Source organism: Janthinobacterium sp. UMAB-56, assembly GCF_900095265.1.
GTDB lineage: Bacteria > Pseudomonadota > Gammaproteobacteria > Burkholderiales > Burkholderiaceae_D > Janthinobacterium.
This window is the reverse complement of record NZ_LT607654.1, coordinates 474,240-488,613: the sequence shown is the minus strand read 5'-3', so window position 1 is coordinate 488,613 and position 14,374 is coordinate 474,240. Positions and strand designations below refer to the sequence as shown.

The following is a 14,374-nucleotide window of genomic DNA, read 5'->3' as shown; positions in this document are numbered from 1 at the left end:
GTCCCGCCGATGGCATGCCGCGCGTGCTGGGCGCCAGCTACCAGGCGGCTGCGCGGCCGGCACCGGCCGAAGTGCTGGAAAAACTGGGCAAGGATCAACAAGCGACAGCGCGCCACTGCACCACCGTGCTGGCCGGCGGCGAATACCAGCTGCTGTCGCTGGAAGCGCCAGCCGTGCCGCGCGAGGAACTCAAGACGGCCGTGGGCTGGCGCTTGAAGGACATGCTGGACTTTCCCCTGGCCGAGGCCACCATCGACGTGTTCGACATCCCCGGCGACCCGAACGGCACCCAGCGCGGCAGCAGCGTGTTTGCCGTCGCCGCGCGCAACAGCGCCGTGTCGCGCCGCCAGGCGCTGTACGCCGAATGCAAGATCGGCCTGTCCGTGATCGATATCCCGGAAATGGCGCAGCGCAATATCGCCACCTTGCTGGAAGCGCCGGGACGCGGCATCGCCGTGCTGTTTTTCGATGGCGATGGCGGCTTGCTGACCATGAGTTTCAATGGCGAGCTGTACCAGGCACGCCGCATCGACGTGAGCTTGACGCAATTGCAGTCGCCCGACGCCAGCCAGTACTACGACCGCGTTACCCTGGAATTGCAGCGCTCGTTCGATCATTTCGACCGCCAGTTCCATTTCATTTCGCTGGCCCGCCTGATGCTGATGACGGGCGCCAGCGAGGGCTTGCACGCCTATCTTGCCGACAATCTCTACATGCCGGTCGAGCAACTCGACCTGGCCACGGTGCTGGACTTTTCGCAGGCCGCCGAACTGCGCGCCCCGGCCATGCAGGCGCGCTACTTCCTGGCCATCGGCGCGGCCTTGCGCGAGCTTGGCCCGGGCCCGGGCAAGCACGAAGGGAAGGGCGCATGAGCCAGCAGATCAATCTGTTCAATCCCCAGTTTGAACTGAAAAAACACCATATGTCGGCGCGCACGGCCGGGCTGGCCCTGGGCGGCCTGGCGCTGGTCTTGCTGGCGCTGGGCGTGCTGGCCCAGCGTGCAATGGCCGGCCTGGAACAGCGCGAAGCGGGCGTCAAGGCGGCGCTGGCGCAAGGCGAGGCAAAGCGCGACCAGACCTTGCGCGATTTTCCGCCACGCAAGAAAGATCCGGCCCTGGCGCAGGAACTGGCAGCCGTCGAGGCGCAGCGCCAGTTGCTGCAGGATGCGTCAAACGTGCTGGAGAGCGGCAAACTGGGCAATACCCTCGGCTATGCCGGCTACTTCCGCGCGCTGGCGCAAGCCAGGGTCGAGGGCGTATGGCTGACGGGCGTGGACATCGCCGGCGCCGGCAATGACTTCGGCTTGCAGGGCCGCGCCTTGCAAGCGTCGCTGCTGCCCGCTTACATCACGCGCCTGGGCCAGCAGGAAGTACTGAAAGGCAAGGCCTTTGCCAGCCTCGACATTGGCCAGCCCGAGCCGCCGGCCGTGGCCGAAGGCAAGGCGACCAGCTTGCCCTATGTGGCATTCAGCCTGCAGTCGGCCGACCGCGCCGCCCAGCCGCCAAAATCTGTTGCCGGAGGAACACGCTGATGCTGCCCTTGCTGAAAAAATGGGCCACCGCCTTCGACGCCCTCAGCCTGCGCGAGCGGCTGATGATTTTTGGCGCCGGGGCGGCAGCGATCGTGTTCGTGTTTTATTTCATGAGCTTCAATCCCTTGCTGGCGAAACGCGCTGCGCTGGAAGCGAGCATTGCGCAAAAGCAAAGCCTCTTGAATGCCACCAACCAGGAAATCGCGCTGACCATGCTCGCCCATGCCACCGATCCCGACCAGGAAGCGCGCACGCGCCTGCAGGCCTTGCAGGCGGAAACGGCGGCCCTGGCGCAGGCGCTGCGCGAGAAGCAGCATGGCCTGGTAGCGCCCGAGCGGATGCTCACCTTGCTTGAACATTTGCTGCGCCGACATGCGGGACTGCGCGTGGTGTCGCTGAAAACCTTGCCCGCCAGCGCCGTGGGCGTGCGCCAGGCCGATAGCGGGAACGGCGATGCGGCAACCAAGGCACCGGCTACGGCCCCGGCACCTCTGCTGCACCAGCATGGCGTGGAAGTGGTGCTGCAAGGCAGTTATGCCGACCTGGTGCAATACATGCAGGCGCTGCAAGCGATGCCGACGCGCGTCTTCTGGGGCGCCGCCCACCTCGACTCTGCCAGTTACCCGGGCGCCACCCTGACCCTGACCTTACATACCCTCAGCATGGACGATACATGGATCGCACTGTGACGAAAGTGAGCAACAGCCGCGTGCTGCCGGCGCTGGGTTTAGCGCTGAGCCTGGCATGGCCGGGCGCGCAGGCGCAGGCGCTCGATGATCCGACCCGTCCGCCGGCAGCCCTGTGGGCGCCCGCCAGCGCCGCGCCCGTCGTGGCGGCCCGGCCGCAGCTGCAATCAGTGCTCATTTCCACCCGGCCGGGCGGACGCCGGCTGGCCGTCATCGATGGCCAGGTGGTCAGGGTCGGCAGCAAGGTGGGCGATGCCGTGGTGATGGAAATCCACGACACGACCGTGCTGCTGCGGCGTGGAAAATCACTGGAAACCTTCAAGCTGTATCCCAGCAGCAAGACCGACCGCAAGCAGGAGTAGAAGAAGTGGCCAAGCAACTCAATCAACACAAGGCGAGCATGTTCAAGATCAGTACGATGGCGGCTGTCATCAGCGTCAGCCTGGGCCTGGGCGGCTGCAATGTCGCGCCCGTCAAGCGCGACACCTACAATGCGATCAGCGATGCCGTCAAGGGCGCGGCAGCCACCACGACGCCAGCGGCCCAGTCCGACGCCGTGGACGCGGCGCTGTTGCCACCCGTGGCGGCCCTGGCCCAGCAACTGCCGAAGGCCCGCGCCGCGCTCGACGAGCGCTTCAACGTGGCCTTCAACAATGTGCCGGCACGCCAGTTCTTCACCTCCATCGTGGCCGGCACGCGCTACAACATGCTGGTCCACCCTGACATCGGCGGCACGATTTCCGCCAATCTGAAGGATGTGACCCTGTTCCAGGCGCTCGACGCCGTGCGCGAACTGTACGGCTACGATTACAAGGTCGAGGGCACGCAGATCTATATCAAGCCCCTGACCATGCAGACGCGCTTGTTCCACGTGAATTACCTGACCGGTGCGCGCCGGGGCAGTTCCAACCTGCGCGTCTCGTCGACGTCGGTCGGTTCGGTGGGCGCCACCAATTCTGGCGGCTCTGGCAATAGCGGCAATGGCAATCAGGGCAACAATAACGAGCAGACACAGCAAACCAATGGCGGGCAGGGCGGCCGTACCCTGGATAGCAGCAACTTGACGACCTCGTCCACGGCGGATTTTTGGCCGGAATTGAGAGCGGCGCTGGAAGCCATCGTCGGCAGTACCGAAGGGGGACGGCAAGTGGTGCTCAGCCCGCAGTCGGGGGTGATCGTCATCCGCGCCATGCCGGAAGAGTTGCGCAATGTCGACATGTATTTGAAGGCCACGCAGCTGTCCGTCGACCGCCAGGTGATCCTGGAAGCGAAGATCCTCGAAGTCGAGCTCAACAACAACACGCAGACGGGCATCAACTGGGCTTCGTTCGCCTCCATCAAGAGCGGCCACACGAACCGCATCTCGACCGGCTTCATCCAGCCGGGCGGCAGCCTGGCGCCACTGCCATTCAATGGCGGCCAGCCGCCCAACATGACGAATGGCAGCGGCTTGACGGCCAGCAGCGGCTTCGGCCTCAGTGCGGCGGCAAATGCGGCCGGCTCCATGTTCGGCCTGGCTTTCCAGACGGCCAATTTTGCCGCCATGATTTCCTTCCTGGAATCGCAGGGCTCCGTGCACGTACTGTCGAGTCCGCGTATCGCCACCATGAACAACCAGAAGGCCGTGCTGAAGATAGGCACGGACGAGTTTTACGTGACGGGCGTGTCGACCACCACGAATACGACGGCCAGCGGCGCGACGACTAGCCCCAACGTGACCTTGCAACCGTTCTTTTCCGGCGTGGTGCTGGATGTGACGCCGCAGATCGATGCGGACGGCAACATCATCCTGCACGTGCACCCGTCCGTCAGCCAGGTGTCGACCATCAGCAAGGAAATCGACCTGGGCAGCGCCGGTTCGCTGAAACTGCCGCTGGCCGCTTCCAGCACGTCCGAGATGGACAGCATGGTGCGCAGCCAGGATGGCCGCATCGTCGCCATCGGCGGCCTGATGCGCCAGGCCACCACCGCCGACCGTTCGCAAGTGCCGGGCGCGGGCGACATTCCCGTGCTGGGCGCACTGTTCCGCAACACGGGGCAGGTGATCCAGAAGCGCGAGCTGGTGGTGCTGATCAAGCCGACCATCGTCGATGGCGCCAATAGCTGGAACGAGGACTTGCTCGATTCGGGCAAGCGCATCGAGGCGCTCGACCCGCGCCGTCCGTCGGAGCGGCGCTAAATGTACCAGGCCCATTTCGGCTTGCGCGAGGCACCGTTCGGCCTCACGCCCGATACCAGTTTCTTCTTCAACGGCCCGCAGTCGCAAAAGGCGCTCAACACCCTGCTGGTGGCGGCGCGCAATGGCGAGGGCTTCATCAAGATCACTGGCGAAGTGGGCACCGGCAAGACTTTTCTTTGCCGCAAGTTCATGCAATCGTTGGGGCCGGAATTCGTCACGGCCTACATCCCGAATCCGAACTTGCCGCCCCGTTCGCTGATCCTGGCGCTGGCGGACGACCTTGACGTGCTGCTGGAGAAGGATGCTGATCAGCATCAGCTGCTCAAGTCCCTTAATTTGCGCCTGCTCAACCTGGCGGCGCAGGGCAAGCGCGTGCTGCTGTGCCTGGATGAAGCGCAGGCGATTCCCGTCGACAGCCTGGAAGCGCTGCGCCTGCTGACGAACCTGGAAACGGAAAAGCGCAAGTTGCTGCAAATCGTGCTGTTCGGTCAGCCTGAACTCGATGTCAAGCTGGCCCTGCCGGAAATCCGCCAGCTGGCGCAGCGCATCACCTTTCACTACCACCTGGGACCCTTGTCGCGCGACGATGTGGATTTCTATGTGGCGCACCGCCTGCGCGTGGCCGGTTTCGATGGCGCGCGTCTGTTCAGCCGCAGCGGCGTGGGCAAGCTGTACAAGGCTTCCGGCGGCATCCCGCGCCTGATCAACATCATGGCGCACAAGGCGCTGATGGTGGCGTATGGTGAAGGGCGGCAGCAGGTCAGTGGCCGCCACGTGGCGCTGGCCGCCAGCGACACCCTGGCCAGCAAGCCGCGCCGCTTTTGGCAGCGACCTTGGCCGTGGCTGGCCAGCGCCGGCATGCTGGCCGCCGCCTGCGCCGTGAGCTGGACTTTATTGAACCGATGACGAAGATGAGCCTGTAGATGAGCCTGATTAACAAGATGTTGCAAGACCTCGATGCGCGCGGCACTCCCGATGGACGCGGCGACGCGGCCGGTATCCGCTCCGTGCCAGAACGCGAGCGCGGCGTCGCGCGTGCACTGCTATTCGGTGGCGCGGCCGGCATGCTGGCCGTTGCCATCGCCCTGGGCTGGGTGTACTGGAAGCGCCCGCCCGTGCTGGTCAGCGTGGCCAGTGCGCCGGTTTTGGCCGCAGCCCCGGCCCCTGCGCCTGTCGTGGCAGCCGCGCCAGTGATGGCCGCTGCGGCGGCGCCCGAGCCCGTGTTCCAGGCCGAGGAAGCCGTCCCCGCGCCCGCCAGGGCGCGGCCCGCCGAATTGCGCCGCATCACGGAAAAACCGGCCAGGCATGCCCCCGCGCCGGTGGTGAAGACGGCAGTGCCCGCCGCCAGCGAGCGCATCCTTGACGGCAAGCAAGTCACTGCCCAGCAGCGCGTGGAGAATGCCTACCGGCGTGCGCTGGCGCAGTTGCAGGATGGCCGCGTCTCCGACGCCATGCTGGCCTTGCAGCAAACCCTGCAGCTGGACCCGCGCCACCAGGGTGCGCGCGAAACCCTGGTGCGCCTGCTGCTCGAAGCGCAGCGCCCCGATGAAGCGGCACGCCAGTTGCAGCTGAGCCTGGCACTGGACCCGAAACAGCCGGCGCAAGCGATGATGCTGGCCCGTTTGCAGCTGGACCAGGCCAACGGCGGCGCTGCCGCCCTCGATACGCTCTTGCGCAGCCTGCCATACGCCAGCGACAACGGCGAATACCATGCCTTCCTGGCGGGCGTGTTGCAACGCGAGCAGCGCTATCGCGAAGCGTCGGAATATTATCAGTCGGCCCTGCAGGCGGCACCCGACAACAGTGTCTGGTGGATGGGCCTGGGGATAGCCTGGCAAGCCGATAAACACCCGGCCCAGGCGCGCCAGGCGTTCGAGCGGGCCAAGGGCTTGCAAACCCTGTCGCCCCAGTTGCAGGCCTTTGTCGAGCGCAAGCTGGTGCAGCTGACGGCGGCTGCGGCGAAGTAATTTTTACCTCATGGAAAGAAACAGCTTGAAGCTTTTCAGTTTGCTCCCCGTCTTTTGCTGCCTGGCCAACAGCGTGCAGGCGGCGCCTGCCAGCTACGTACTGGAACATACCGAGGTGCGCGACATCCGTGCGCAAGCCTTGAAGCGCGACTACCAGCTGTATGTGGCCTTGCCCGATTCCTACCGGCAAGGCAGCAAGCGTTATCCGGTGCTGTTCGTCGTCGATGCCAATTATGCGTTTCCCATCGTGCGCAATATCGCGCAGCGCCTGAACAAGCATGCGGGGATGGAAGAAGTGGTGGTGGTCGGCCTGTCGTATGCCAACGGCGATGGCGGGGTGTACAGCCGCCGCCGCGACTACACGCCCACCACGCCGCGCAAGCACGACTACCGCTCGGACATGCCGGGACGCCAGCCAGCGTTCGGCGAAGCGAAAGCCTACGGGCAGTTCGTCTCTGGCGAGGTGTTTCCCTTCATCGCGCAACATTACCGCGTCAACATGCAGCGCAAGGTGTTTGTTGGCCATTCCTACGGCAGCCTGCTGGGCTTGCAATTTTTGTTGAGCGAACCGCGCACCTTCGAGCATTTCATTCTCGGCAGTCCGTCACTGTGGTACGACGCCGGCGTCATGTTCGAGCGCGAGCAGGCATATGCCGCCAGCCACAAGGACTTGCCCGCGTCCGTGTTCTTTGGCATCGGCGGGCTGGAAAAACTGGCCCCAGGCAAGAAGCGTTCGCGTTCGGAGGAAGCGGCCGACATGCTGGCCGACTTGCGCGAGTTCGACGACAAGTTGAAATCGCGCAAGTTTCCCGGCCTGAAGACGCGTTTGCGTGTGTTCGATGATGAAGACCATGCGAGCGTGTTTCCTTTTGTGCTCACGCATGGACTGCGGGCGTATTTGAAGTCGGAGAAATGAAAGCGGGTCATGGACCTGCGGACGCTTGCATGGTGCCAGACGGCACGCGGCGAAAGTTGGGCGCTGATTCCGGTTGAGTACGCGCAGCCAGTCTGCCAGTTTGCCTGTGAAGCTATACTGTCAGGATAATGGGGCATAAATATGATCAAACAAGTCAACGATACCGACCAGATTTCTCGCTTGGTACTACGCGGCTACAAGTCTATCGCCGAATGTGATCTGGAGTTGGGCCGGTTAAATGTGCTTATCGGTGCCAATGGTGCTGGCAAGTCCAACTTCATCGGTTTTTTTCGGCTGATTAATCGCATTCTGGATCAGCAATTGCAGGTTGCTGTTGGCCAGGCTGGCGGGCCAGACGCCGTATTGCACTTTGGACGCAAAAAGACCGAGGAGCTTCGGGCGGAACTCTACTTTGGTAACAATGGTTATCGCTTCAGCCTGCGGCCTACCGCAGATAACAGGATGATGTTCTATCGCGAGGCACTCTGGTGGAACGTACACGGTGAATGGCATCCTGCTTCTGGCCATTTTGAGACGCAGTACAAGGAAAAAGGGACGCACGGGCGTATTTGGGCGTATGTCGTGCCTGCGATGCTGAGCTGGCGTTTGTATCACTTTCACGATACCAGCAGCACGGCACTGGTCAAGCAAATTCACAGCATAGGCGACAATGAGTATTTGCGCGATGATGGTCGTAATCTTGGGGCTTTTTTACTACGTTTAAAAAGTCATCATGGGGAACACTATTTGCGTATCGTGAAGGCGATTCGCCTGGTCGCTCCTTTTTTTGGTGACTTTCTGCTGCGCCCCACGGTCGATAACAAAGAGAAGATACAACTGGAATGGACCGAGCAGGGGCAGGACGAACCGTTTTCCGCCAGCGCATTGTCCGATGGTACGCTACGCTTCATTTGCCTGGCGACCGTTTTGCTCCAGCCTGAGGAGTTCATGCCCAAGGCGGTGCTGATCGATGAGCCTGAACTTGGCCTGCATCCATTTGCTATCAGCGTGCTCGCCGGCCTGATCAAGTCGGCGGCTCAAAGCCACCAATTGATCGTGTCCACACAATCGGTGGAATTGGTCAACGAATTTGATGTGGATGATTTGATCGTAGTCGATAAGCGTGGCGGATCGTCGACGTTCAAGCGTCCAGACGGGGATGCGCTTGCCGAATGGCTCAAGGACTACAGTCTGGGTGAAATGTGGAAGAAAAACCTGCTCGGTGGGAGGCCCGGACGATGAGTCGCGTTTACCTGCTGGTGGAAGGACAGACCGAAGAGGCTTTCGTCAACGAGTTGTTGGTGCCTCACTATGCAGGTATCGGCCTTTACTTGACGGCAGTCATCGTTAGTACCAGTCCTGGATACAAAGGTGGCGTGGTGAGCTACGCCAAGATCAAGCCGCAGATAGAAAAACTTTGCAAGCGGGATCCTGCGGCTTACGTTACCACGCTATTCGACCTGTACGCACTACCTAAAGATTTTCCAGGGAAGAGTAGCGCGGCGTATCCCGTCGCGGCCAGCGGCGTACAGAAGGCCCAATTTCTGGAAAATCAATTGGCTTCGGATGTCAAGCTGCGTAATTTTATCCCCAACTTGCTTGTCCACGAGTTTGAAGCCTTGTTATTTGTACATTTGGATGCCTTTCAGCAATGGACCGATGATGACGCTGTGCTTGAACCTTTACGTGCGGCGCGACGTGCGGCTGCGCCCGAGGATATTAACGATAGTGCGCAGACAGCGCCATCGAAGCGCATACTTGCTGCGCTGAACGTCTACCAGAAGACCTTCCATGGGCCATTGATCGCCTGCGATATTGGCTTGCATGCCATGCGACAGGATTGCCCGCATTTTGACGCGTGGTTGAAGAAGATTGAAGGCCTGGCCTGAGCGTCAGCTTCCAGGTCGAGCAAACCACCGTGGCTAGTTTTGCCAATCTTCCTACAGCCGCGCCTCATCACCCCACACGTGCCGCATGCTGAAATGCAAGCCGGCATCGTCTTCATGTAGCGAGGAAACGATGGCAAAACGGCTGTCGGACGTGTCGCGGGGCGTGAGCTGCGCCAACTCGGCGGCGGCCAGCGGGGTCCCCAGCGGATCGCTGAGCGGGTGCACGTGGGCGGCGCCCCGTTGCGTGACGACGCCCAGTTCGCCGCTGCGCAGGCGCACCAAGGTGCCGGGCGGATATTTTCCCAGCAGATTGACGAATTGTTCACCCAGCAAAGGGTCGATGGGCACGTCCTGGTCGAGGAAGATGTGCTGCAGCGCCTGGTCTGGCACGATGGAGCGGCGGTAGTTGCGTGCCGAGACGCGGGCGCAATAGCGGTCGGCCAGGCCGATCAGCTTGGCATTTTGCAGGATTTCATCGGCCGTGCGCCCCTGCGGGTAGCCGCTGCCGTCGTCGTTTTCATGGTGCAGGAGCACGCAACTGAGCCATTCTTCGTCATCGACGCCGGCGCAGCGCAGCAGTTCCGTGCTTTCCTGTGGATGCTGGCGCACGATGCGCATCTCGTCGTCATTCAGCGGGCCGCGCCGGTCCTGGAAACTGTCATGGTGGCGCAGCATGCCCACGTTCATCGTCAGCGCTGCCGCGCCGATCAACAGTAGTTCATCGTGCGACTTGTGCATGCTGCGGCCCACCAGCATGGCCAGCAAGGCCGTTTCGATGCAGTGGCGCACGGCGTAGGTGCCGGCGATCTGGTTGAGCAGGATGCTGGCCAGGGAAATGTCGGCATCGTGCTCCAGCGCGCGCAGCAATTCGCGGGCGATGTCGCGCACGTCGCGCTCGGCGTTGCTTTCGCTGCGCAAGTCCAGCAGCAATCGTTGCAGGCGTTGCGCCGCTTCGTTGAGCAGGCGCAAGACGGAAGGCTGGTCCGGCGCGCCCGCGTACAGGCCCAGCTGCAGCAAGCGGCCCAGCTGTGCGCCGTCCGTGATGATCTGCCCCTTGCGTAGTTGTGGGCCGGCACTATGGTCAGCCAGAAACAGATCCCAGGGCAGGGGTTCGCCCGGAACCAGGTCGGCCGGGCCGATGCGACGCTGTACCATCTGTCATCCTTTGCCCCGCCGAAGCGGAGCCGTGCGGTATTTAAATGCTGCGCAGGCGCTCCAGCGCCAGGCGCAAGGTGTCATCTTTCTTGGCAAAGCAGAAGCGCACGATGCTGGATTCCCTGCCGTGCGCGTAAAACGCAGAGACAGGGATGGCGGCCACCTTGATTTCCGTCGTCAGCCATTCGGCGAACTGCGCCTCGGTCTCTTGCGAAATGGCATCGTAGCGCACGCACTGGAAATACGTGCCATCGGCCGGCAGCAGGGTAAAGCGACTGCCCGCCAGGCCATCGCGGAACAAATCGCGCTTGCGCTGGTAAAACGCGGGCAAATCCAGGTAGGGCTGCGGGTCCGCCATATAGCCGGCCAGGCCATGCTGCATGGGCGTGTTGACGGTAAATACATTGTACTGGTGCACCTTGCGAAACTCCGCCGTCAGGGCCTTGGGTGCCGCCACATAGCCCACTTTCCAGCCCGTCACGTGATAGGTCTTGCCGAAGCTCGAGACGATGAAGCTGCGCGCCGCCAGTTCCGCGTTGCGCGCGAGCGAGGCGTGCGGCACGCCGTCATACACCATGTGTTCGTAGACTTCATCGGAGAGTATCAACATTTGCGTGCCGCGCACGATGTCGGCCAGGGCCGCCACGTCGGCAGGGCGCAAAATGGTGCCGGTCGGATTGTGTGGCGTGTTGATGATGATCAGGCGCGTCTTGGGGCTGACGGCGGCAGCCAGCTTGTCCCACGGCACGCTGTAGCCGGTCTCGTCCACTTGCATGGAGACCAGCACGGGCACGCCGCCGGCCAGCGCGATGGCGGGCAGGTAGCTGTCGTAGGCCGGTTCGATGACGATGACTTCGTCGCCCGGATGCACGCAGCACAGGATGGCGGTCGTGAGCGCCTGCGTGGCACCGGCCGTGACGGTGATTTCCGTGCCGGCATCATAGCTGTGGCCGTACAGGCTGGCGATCTTTGCGGCAATCGCTTCGCGCAAGGGCGCTGCGCCCGTCATCATCGGATACTGGTTGTGGCCGGCGCGCATGGCGTCGCTGACGAGATCGACCAGTTGCGGCGCACAATCGAAATCGGGAAAGCCCTGGCCCAGGTTGACGGCGCCATGCTGGGCCGCCAGGCTGGACATGCGGGTAAACACGGTGGTGCCCACCAGAGGCAAACGCGTGCGCAGGGTGGGAGTCAGATGGGGCAGGGACGGGCTGTTCATGAACGGTAGGGGCGCGGTGCGGAAAGTGGAATCGTGCCCCATTCTAGCGCAGCGCGCCCCGTTGCGGGTGGGGCTTTGGCGGCTCAGCCTGGCAAGGCCCAGCCTTCCGGCAGCATGATCTTGAACATGCCGGCCTTGGCCGTCTTGCGGGCCAGTTTCAGCAAGGCCTTGTCCTTGGTGATGAGGATGTCGGCGTTGGCGTCGCGCGCCAGTTCGAGGAATTTCTGGTCATCCTTGTCCGTGCAGACGGGCAGGCGCACGCCGGAAACAGGCGGCGCCACCACCGTGATGTGGGCGTCGAAGCGGGCGGCGGCAAGCGCGCGGCTGGCTTCGTCGAGCGGCAGATGTTTGTAGTGCAACACCACCAGATATTCCGCGCGGCAGTCTTCCCGCGTAATGGCGTGCACGGCGCCGCTTTCCATGGCTGCCAGCAAGCTCGCCCAGCGCGGGTCGTTAAAGACGAACAGGTCGAGGCAAACGTTGGTGTCGAGGACGAGTTTTTGTGGAGCAGGTATCATGTCGGCAATTCTATTCTGTAGTGATAATTTATGTTGATCGTGCTTTCGCCCGCCAAGAGTCTCGACCTGGAGACGCCGCCAACAACCTCGTTGCACAGCACCCCCGATTTTCTCGACCATTCCGCCCAGCTGATAGAGCGCATGCGCGAGTTCTCGCCCGCCGAAGTGGGCAGCCTGATGGGTATTTCCGACGCCTTGTCCGCCCTCAACGTGGCCCGCTACGCGTCCTGGACGCCCAAGCTGGCAGAAGCGCGTCAGGCCATCATGGCTTTCAATGGCGACGTGTATGCCGGTTTCGAGGCGCGCAGCCTGCAGCCGGCCCAGCTTGACTATGCCCAGTCGCGCGTGCGCATTTTGTCGGGCCTGTACGGCTTGCTGCGCCCCTTGGACCTGATTCATCCGCACCGCCTGGAAATGGGCACGCGCCTGTCGACCCCGCGCGGCAAGGATTTGTATGCGTTCTGGGGCGATACCATCACCAACGGCCTGAACCGCACGGCAAAAGAGCAGGGCGCGAAAGTGCTGGTCAACCTTGCTTCCGAAGAATATTTCAAATCTGTCAAGCCGCGCCAACTGGACGTGCCCGTCATCGCGCCCGTGTTCGAGGACTGGAAGAACGGCAAGTATAAAATCATTTCCTTCTACGCCAAGCGCGCGCGCGGCATGCTGGCCCGCTATGCGGCGGTCAACGCCCTCCGCGACCCGGAACAGCTGAAACAGTTCGATGTCGATGGTTACGCGTATGTGCCGGAAGCGTCGAACGACAAGAGCTGGGTGTTCCGGCGCAAAGTAGCTGACTAAGTAAAAAAACCGGGCTAGCCCGGTTTTTTATTGCAACTTACTGCCAGAATTTCCACCACTTGCGTTCCTTGTTCACCCCTTCCGGGCTGAGGAATGCCGTGTTCGGGTAGTTCTTGGTCAGCACGCGCAAGGCATCGTCGCGCAAGTCGGTCAAGCCCAGCTTGTCATACGAGCGGTACATGATGAACAGCGCTTCTTCGATGGCCGGTGAGGCGGCAAAGTCGCTGACCGTCGTTTGCGCGCGGTTGGCGGCGGCCAGGTAAGCGCCGCGGCGGTAGTAATAGCGTGCCACGTGCACTTCGTATTTCGCCATGGCATCGATCAAATAGTTCATGCGGGCCAGCGAATCGGGCGCGTATTTGCTATTTGGAAACTTGTCGACCAGTTGCTTGAAGGCCGCAAACGCTTCGCGCGTGGCTTTCGGATCGCGCTCGGTCGGATCTTGCTCGTACAGGAAGTTCAGGAAGCTGATCTGGTCGTTAAAGCTGATCAGGCCCCGCAAGTAGTACATATAGTCGACATTGGCGTGGTTCGGATGCAACTTGATGAAGCGTTCGACGGCAGCCAGTGCCTGGGCCTGGTCTCCCGACTTATAATACGCGTAAGCGATCTCCATCTGCGCTTGCAGAGCATAGTTGCCGAAAGGATAGTTAGCCTCCAGCTTCTGGAACAGGCCGATTGCAGCTTCATAGTGCTGCCCGGCCATTTCTTCACGCGCCTCCGAGTATAATTTCGTAACGGACCAGTTTTTGGTCTCATCCACTTTTTCAGGCAACAAGCTGCAAGCGGACATGCCGAGCAGAACGACTGAAGCGACTACCAACGATAATTTTTTTTGCATGACGTTTTGCAAGAAGGTTTTAACCAAGATTTTACAATAGGCTGATTATAGCCGATGGGAATGCTGTGATATTAACTCCGAAGCCTAATTTGGCTGACCCCGCGTTTGACTCCCTTTCTGACCATGCCGCCGAAGAGGCGTTTGACGGCGATTTTGCCGCCGACGACGTCTTCGAGGAAATGGCCCCGATTACATTGGAACTGACGCCGGACGCCTGCGGCCACCGCCTCGATAAAGTCATCTCCAAGCTGGTGCCGCAATACTCGCGCAGCCGCTTGCAATTGTGGCTGGAAGCCGGTTTCGTGACCGTCGATGGAAAAGTTGCCAAACGCAACATGACCGCCTATGGCGACGAGAAGATCGTCATTCTGCCGCAAAGCGCGCCGGAAGACGAGGCTTTTAAGCCGGAAGCGATGGAATTGAATATCGTGCACGAAGATGAGCATATCATCGTGATCAACAAACCGGCCGGACTGGTCGTGCATCCGGGCCCTGGCAACTGGTCGGGCACCTTGCTCAACGGCTTGCTGCACCACTGCCCGCAGCTGGCGGGCGTGCCGCGCGCGGGCATCGTGCATCGCCTGGACAAGGATACCAGCGGCTTGATGGTCGTCGGCAAGACCCTGGCATCGCAAACGGATTTGGTGCGCCAGTTGCAGGCGCGCACCGTCA

General features: G+C 61.8%; 16 protein-coding genes. 12 read left to right on the top strand and 4 right to left on the bottom strand.

What is annotated here, in order from left to right:
• The 10 genes from K0F85_RS10770 to K0F85_RS10725 all read left to right on the top strand — a co-directional run.
• A partial coding sequence (locus tag K0F85_RS10770; RefSeq protein WP_257572678.1) for an agglutinin biogenesis protein MshI occupies window positions 1–872 on the top strand: 872 nt, incomplete at its 5' end.
• The gene (locus K0F85_RS10765; protein WP_219116016.1) at window positions 869–1,531 is read left to right on the top strand and encodes a hypothetical protein; all 663 of its coding nucleotides are present in this window, start codon (window positions 869–871) and stop codon (window positions 1,529–1,531) included. The genes K0F85_RS10770 and K0F85_RS10765, both read left to right, overlap by 4 nt.
• Window positions 1,531–2,220, top strand: coding sequence for a type II secretion system protein GspM (gene gspM / locus K0F85_RS10760; protein ID WP_219116015.1), 690 nt, complete (start codon window positions 1,531–1,533; stop codon window positions 2,218–2,220). The genes K0F85_RS10765 and gspM overlap by 1 nt, the downstream gene beginning before the upstream one ends.
• Window positions 2,205–2,579, top strand: a complete 375-nt coding sequence (locus K0F85_RS10755) for an MSHA biogenesis protein MshK (protein ID WP_257572677.1) — start codon at window positions 2,205–2,207, stop codon at window positions 2,577–2,579. The genes gspM and K0F85_RS10755 overlap by 16 nt, the downstream gene beginning before the upstream one ends.
• A 38-nt stretch (window positions 2,580–2,617) precedes the next feature.
• Entirely contained in the window at window positions 2,618–4,396 is a 1,779-nt protein-coding gene (gene mshL, locus K0F85_RS10750; protein ID WP_219116070.1) for a pilus (MSHA type) biogenesis protein MshL, read from the top strand.
• Window positions 4,397–5,302 carry an ExeA family protein gene (locus tag K0F85_RS10745; RefSeq protein WP_219116014.1) on the top strand — a complete coding sequence of 302 codons (906 nt, stop codon included), beginning with the start codon at window positions 4,397–4,399 and terminating at the stop codon, window positions 5,300–5,302. It begins immediately after the preceding gene.
• Between the two features lie 17 nt (window positions 5,303–5,319).
• Window positions 5,320–6,363 (top strand): tetratricopeptide repeat protein, encoded by a 1,044-nt coding sequence (locus K0F85_RS10740; RefSeq protein ID WP_219116013.1) that lies wholly within the window; start codon window positions 5,320–5,322, stop codon window positions 6,361–6,363.
• A gap of 25 nt (window positions 6,364–6,388) precedes the next feature.
• A complete protein-coding gene (locus tag K0F85_RS10735) occupies window positions 6,389–7,279 on the top strand; it encodes an alpha/beta hydrolase (RefSeq protein ID WP_257572676.1) in 891 nt (296 codons plus the stop codon).
• Between the two features lie 141 nt (window positions 7,280–7,420).
• Window positions 7,421–8,521 (top strand): AAA family ATPase, encoded by a 1,101-nt coding sequence (locus tag K0F85_RS10730; RefSeq protein ID WP_219116011.1) that lies wholly within the window; start codon window positions 7,421–7,423, stop codon window positions 8,519–8,521.
• A complete protein-coding gene (locus K0F85_RS10725) occupies window positions 8,518–9,168 on the top strand; it encodes a DUF4276 family protein (protein ID WP_219116010.1) in 651 nt (216 codons plus the stop codon). Before K0F85_RS10730 ends, K0F85_RS10725 begins: the two co-directional genes overlap by 4 nt.
• Window positions 9,169–9,219: 51 nt before the next feature.
• Here the strand turns inward: K0F85_RS10725 and K0F85_RS10720 are convergent, their stop codons facing one another.
• The 3 genes from K0F85_RS10720 to K0F85_RS10710 all read right to left on the bottom strand — a co-directional run bounded on the left by K0F85_RS10720 (window position 9,220) and on the right by K0F85_RS10710 (window position 12,060).
• Entirely contained in the window at window positions 9,220–10,323 is a 1,104-nt protein-coding gene (locus tag K0F85_RS10720; RefSeq protein ID WP_219116009.1) for an HD-GYP domain-containing protein, read from the bottom strand.
• A 40-nt stretch (window positions 10,324–10,363) separates the two neighbouring features.
• Window positions 10,364–11,542 (bottom strand): pyridoxal phosphate-dependent aminotransferase, encoded by a 1,179-nt coding sequence (locus tag K0F85_RS10715; RefSeq protein WP_219116008.1) that lies wholly within the window; start codon window positions 11,540–11,542, stop codon window positions 10,364–10,366.
• A gap of 83 nt (window positions 11,543–11,625) precedes the next feature.
• Window positions 11,626–12,060 carry a putative toxin-antitoxin system toxin component, PIN family gene (locus K0F85_RS10710; RefSeq protein WP_219116007.1) on the bottom strand — a complete coding sequence of 145 codons (435 nt, stop codon included), beginning with the start codon at window positions 12,058–12,060 and terminating at the stop codon, window positions 11,626–11,628.
• 30 nt (window positions 12,061–12,090) lie between these two features.
• On the opposite strand from K0F85_RS10710, the gene yaaA reads away from it, so the two are divergent.
• A complete protein-coding gene (gene yaaA / locus K0F85_RS10705; RefSeq protein WP_219116006.1) occupies window positions 12,091–12,861 on the top strand; it encodes a peroxide stress protein YaaA in 771 nt (256 codons plus the stop codon).
• Window positions 12,862–12,898: 37 nt separating this feature from the next.
• Here the strand turns inward: yaaA and K0F85_RS10700 are convergent, their stop codons facing one another.
• Window positions 12,899–13,702 (bottom strand): outer membrane protein assembly factor BamD, encoded by an 804-nt coding sequence (locus tag K0F85_RS10700; protein WP_219116005.1) that lies wholly within the window; start codon window positions 13,700–13,702, stop codon window positions 12,899–12,901.
• Between the two features lie 89 nt (window positions 13,703–13,791).
• Here K0F85_RS10700 and K0F85_RS28695 point away from each other — a divergent pair.
• On the top strand, window positions 13,792–14,374 hold a 583-nt coding region (locus tag K0F85_RS28695), incomplete at its 3' end, for a pseudouridine synthase (protein ID WP_374198668.1).

Coding starts and splice junctions, on each gene's coding strand:
- K0F85_RS10765 (WP_219116016.1), top strand. CDS start 869: ATGAGCCAGCAGATCAATCTGTTCAATCCCCAGTTTGAACTGAAAAAA.
- gspM (WP_219116015.1), top strand. CDS start 1,531: ATGCTGCCCTTGCTGAAAAAATGGGCCACCGCCTTCGACGCCCTCAGC.
- K0F85_RS10755 (WP_257572677.1), top strand. CDS start 2,205: ATGGATCGCACTGTGACGAAAGTGAGCAACAGCCGCGTGCTGCCGGCG.
- mshL (WP_219116070.1), top strand. CDS start 2,618: ATGTTCAAGATCAGTACGATGGCGGCTGTCATCAGCGTCAGCCTGGGC.
- K0F85_RS10745 (WP_219116014.1), top strand. CDS start 4,397: ATGTACCAGGCCCATTTCGGCTTGCGCGAGGCACCGTTCGGCCTCACG.
- K0F85_RS10740 (WP_219116013.1), top strand. CDS start 5,320: ATGAGCCTGATTAACAAGATGTTGCAAGACCTCGATGCGCGCGGCACT.
- K0F85_RS10730 (WP_219116011.1), top strand. CDS start 7,421: ATGATCAAACAAGTCAACGATACCGACCAGATTTCTCGCTTGGTACTA.
- K0F85_RS10725 (WP_219116010.1), top strand. CDS start 8,518: ATGAGTCGCGTTTACCTGCTGGTGGAAGGACAGACCGAAGAGGCTTTC.
- K0F85_RS10720 (WP_219116009.1), bottom strand. CDS start 10,323: ATGGTACAGCGTCGCATCGGCCCGGCCGACCTGGTTCCGGGCGAACCC.
- K0F85_RS10715 (WP_219116008.1), bottom strand. CDS start 11,542: ATGAACAGCCCGTCCCTGCCCCATCTGACTCCCACCCTGCGCACGCGT.
- K0F85_RS10710 (WP_219116007.1), bottom strand. CDS start 12,060: ATGATACCTGCTCCACAAAAACTCGTCCTCGACACCAACGTTTGCCTC.
- yaaA (WP_219116006.1), top strand. CDS start 12,091: ATGTTGATCGTGCTTTCGCCCGCCAAGAGTCTCGACCTGGAGACGCCG.
- K0F85_RS10700 (WP_219116005.1), bottom strand. CDS start 13,702: ATGCAAAAAAAATTATCGTTGGTAGTCGCTTCAGTCGTTCTGCTCGGC.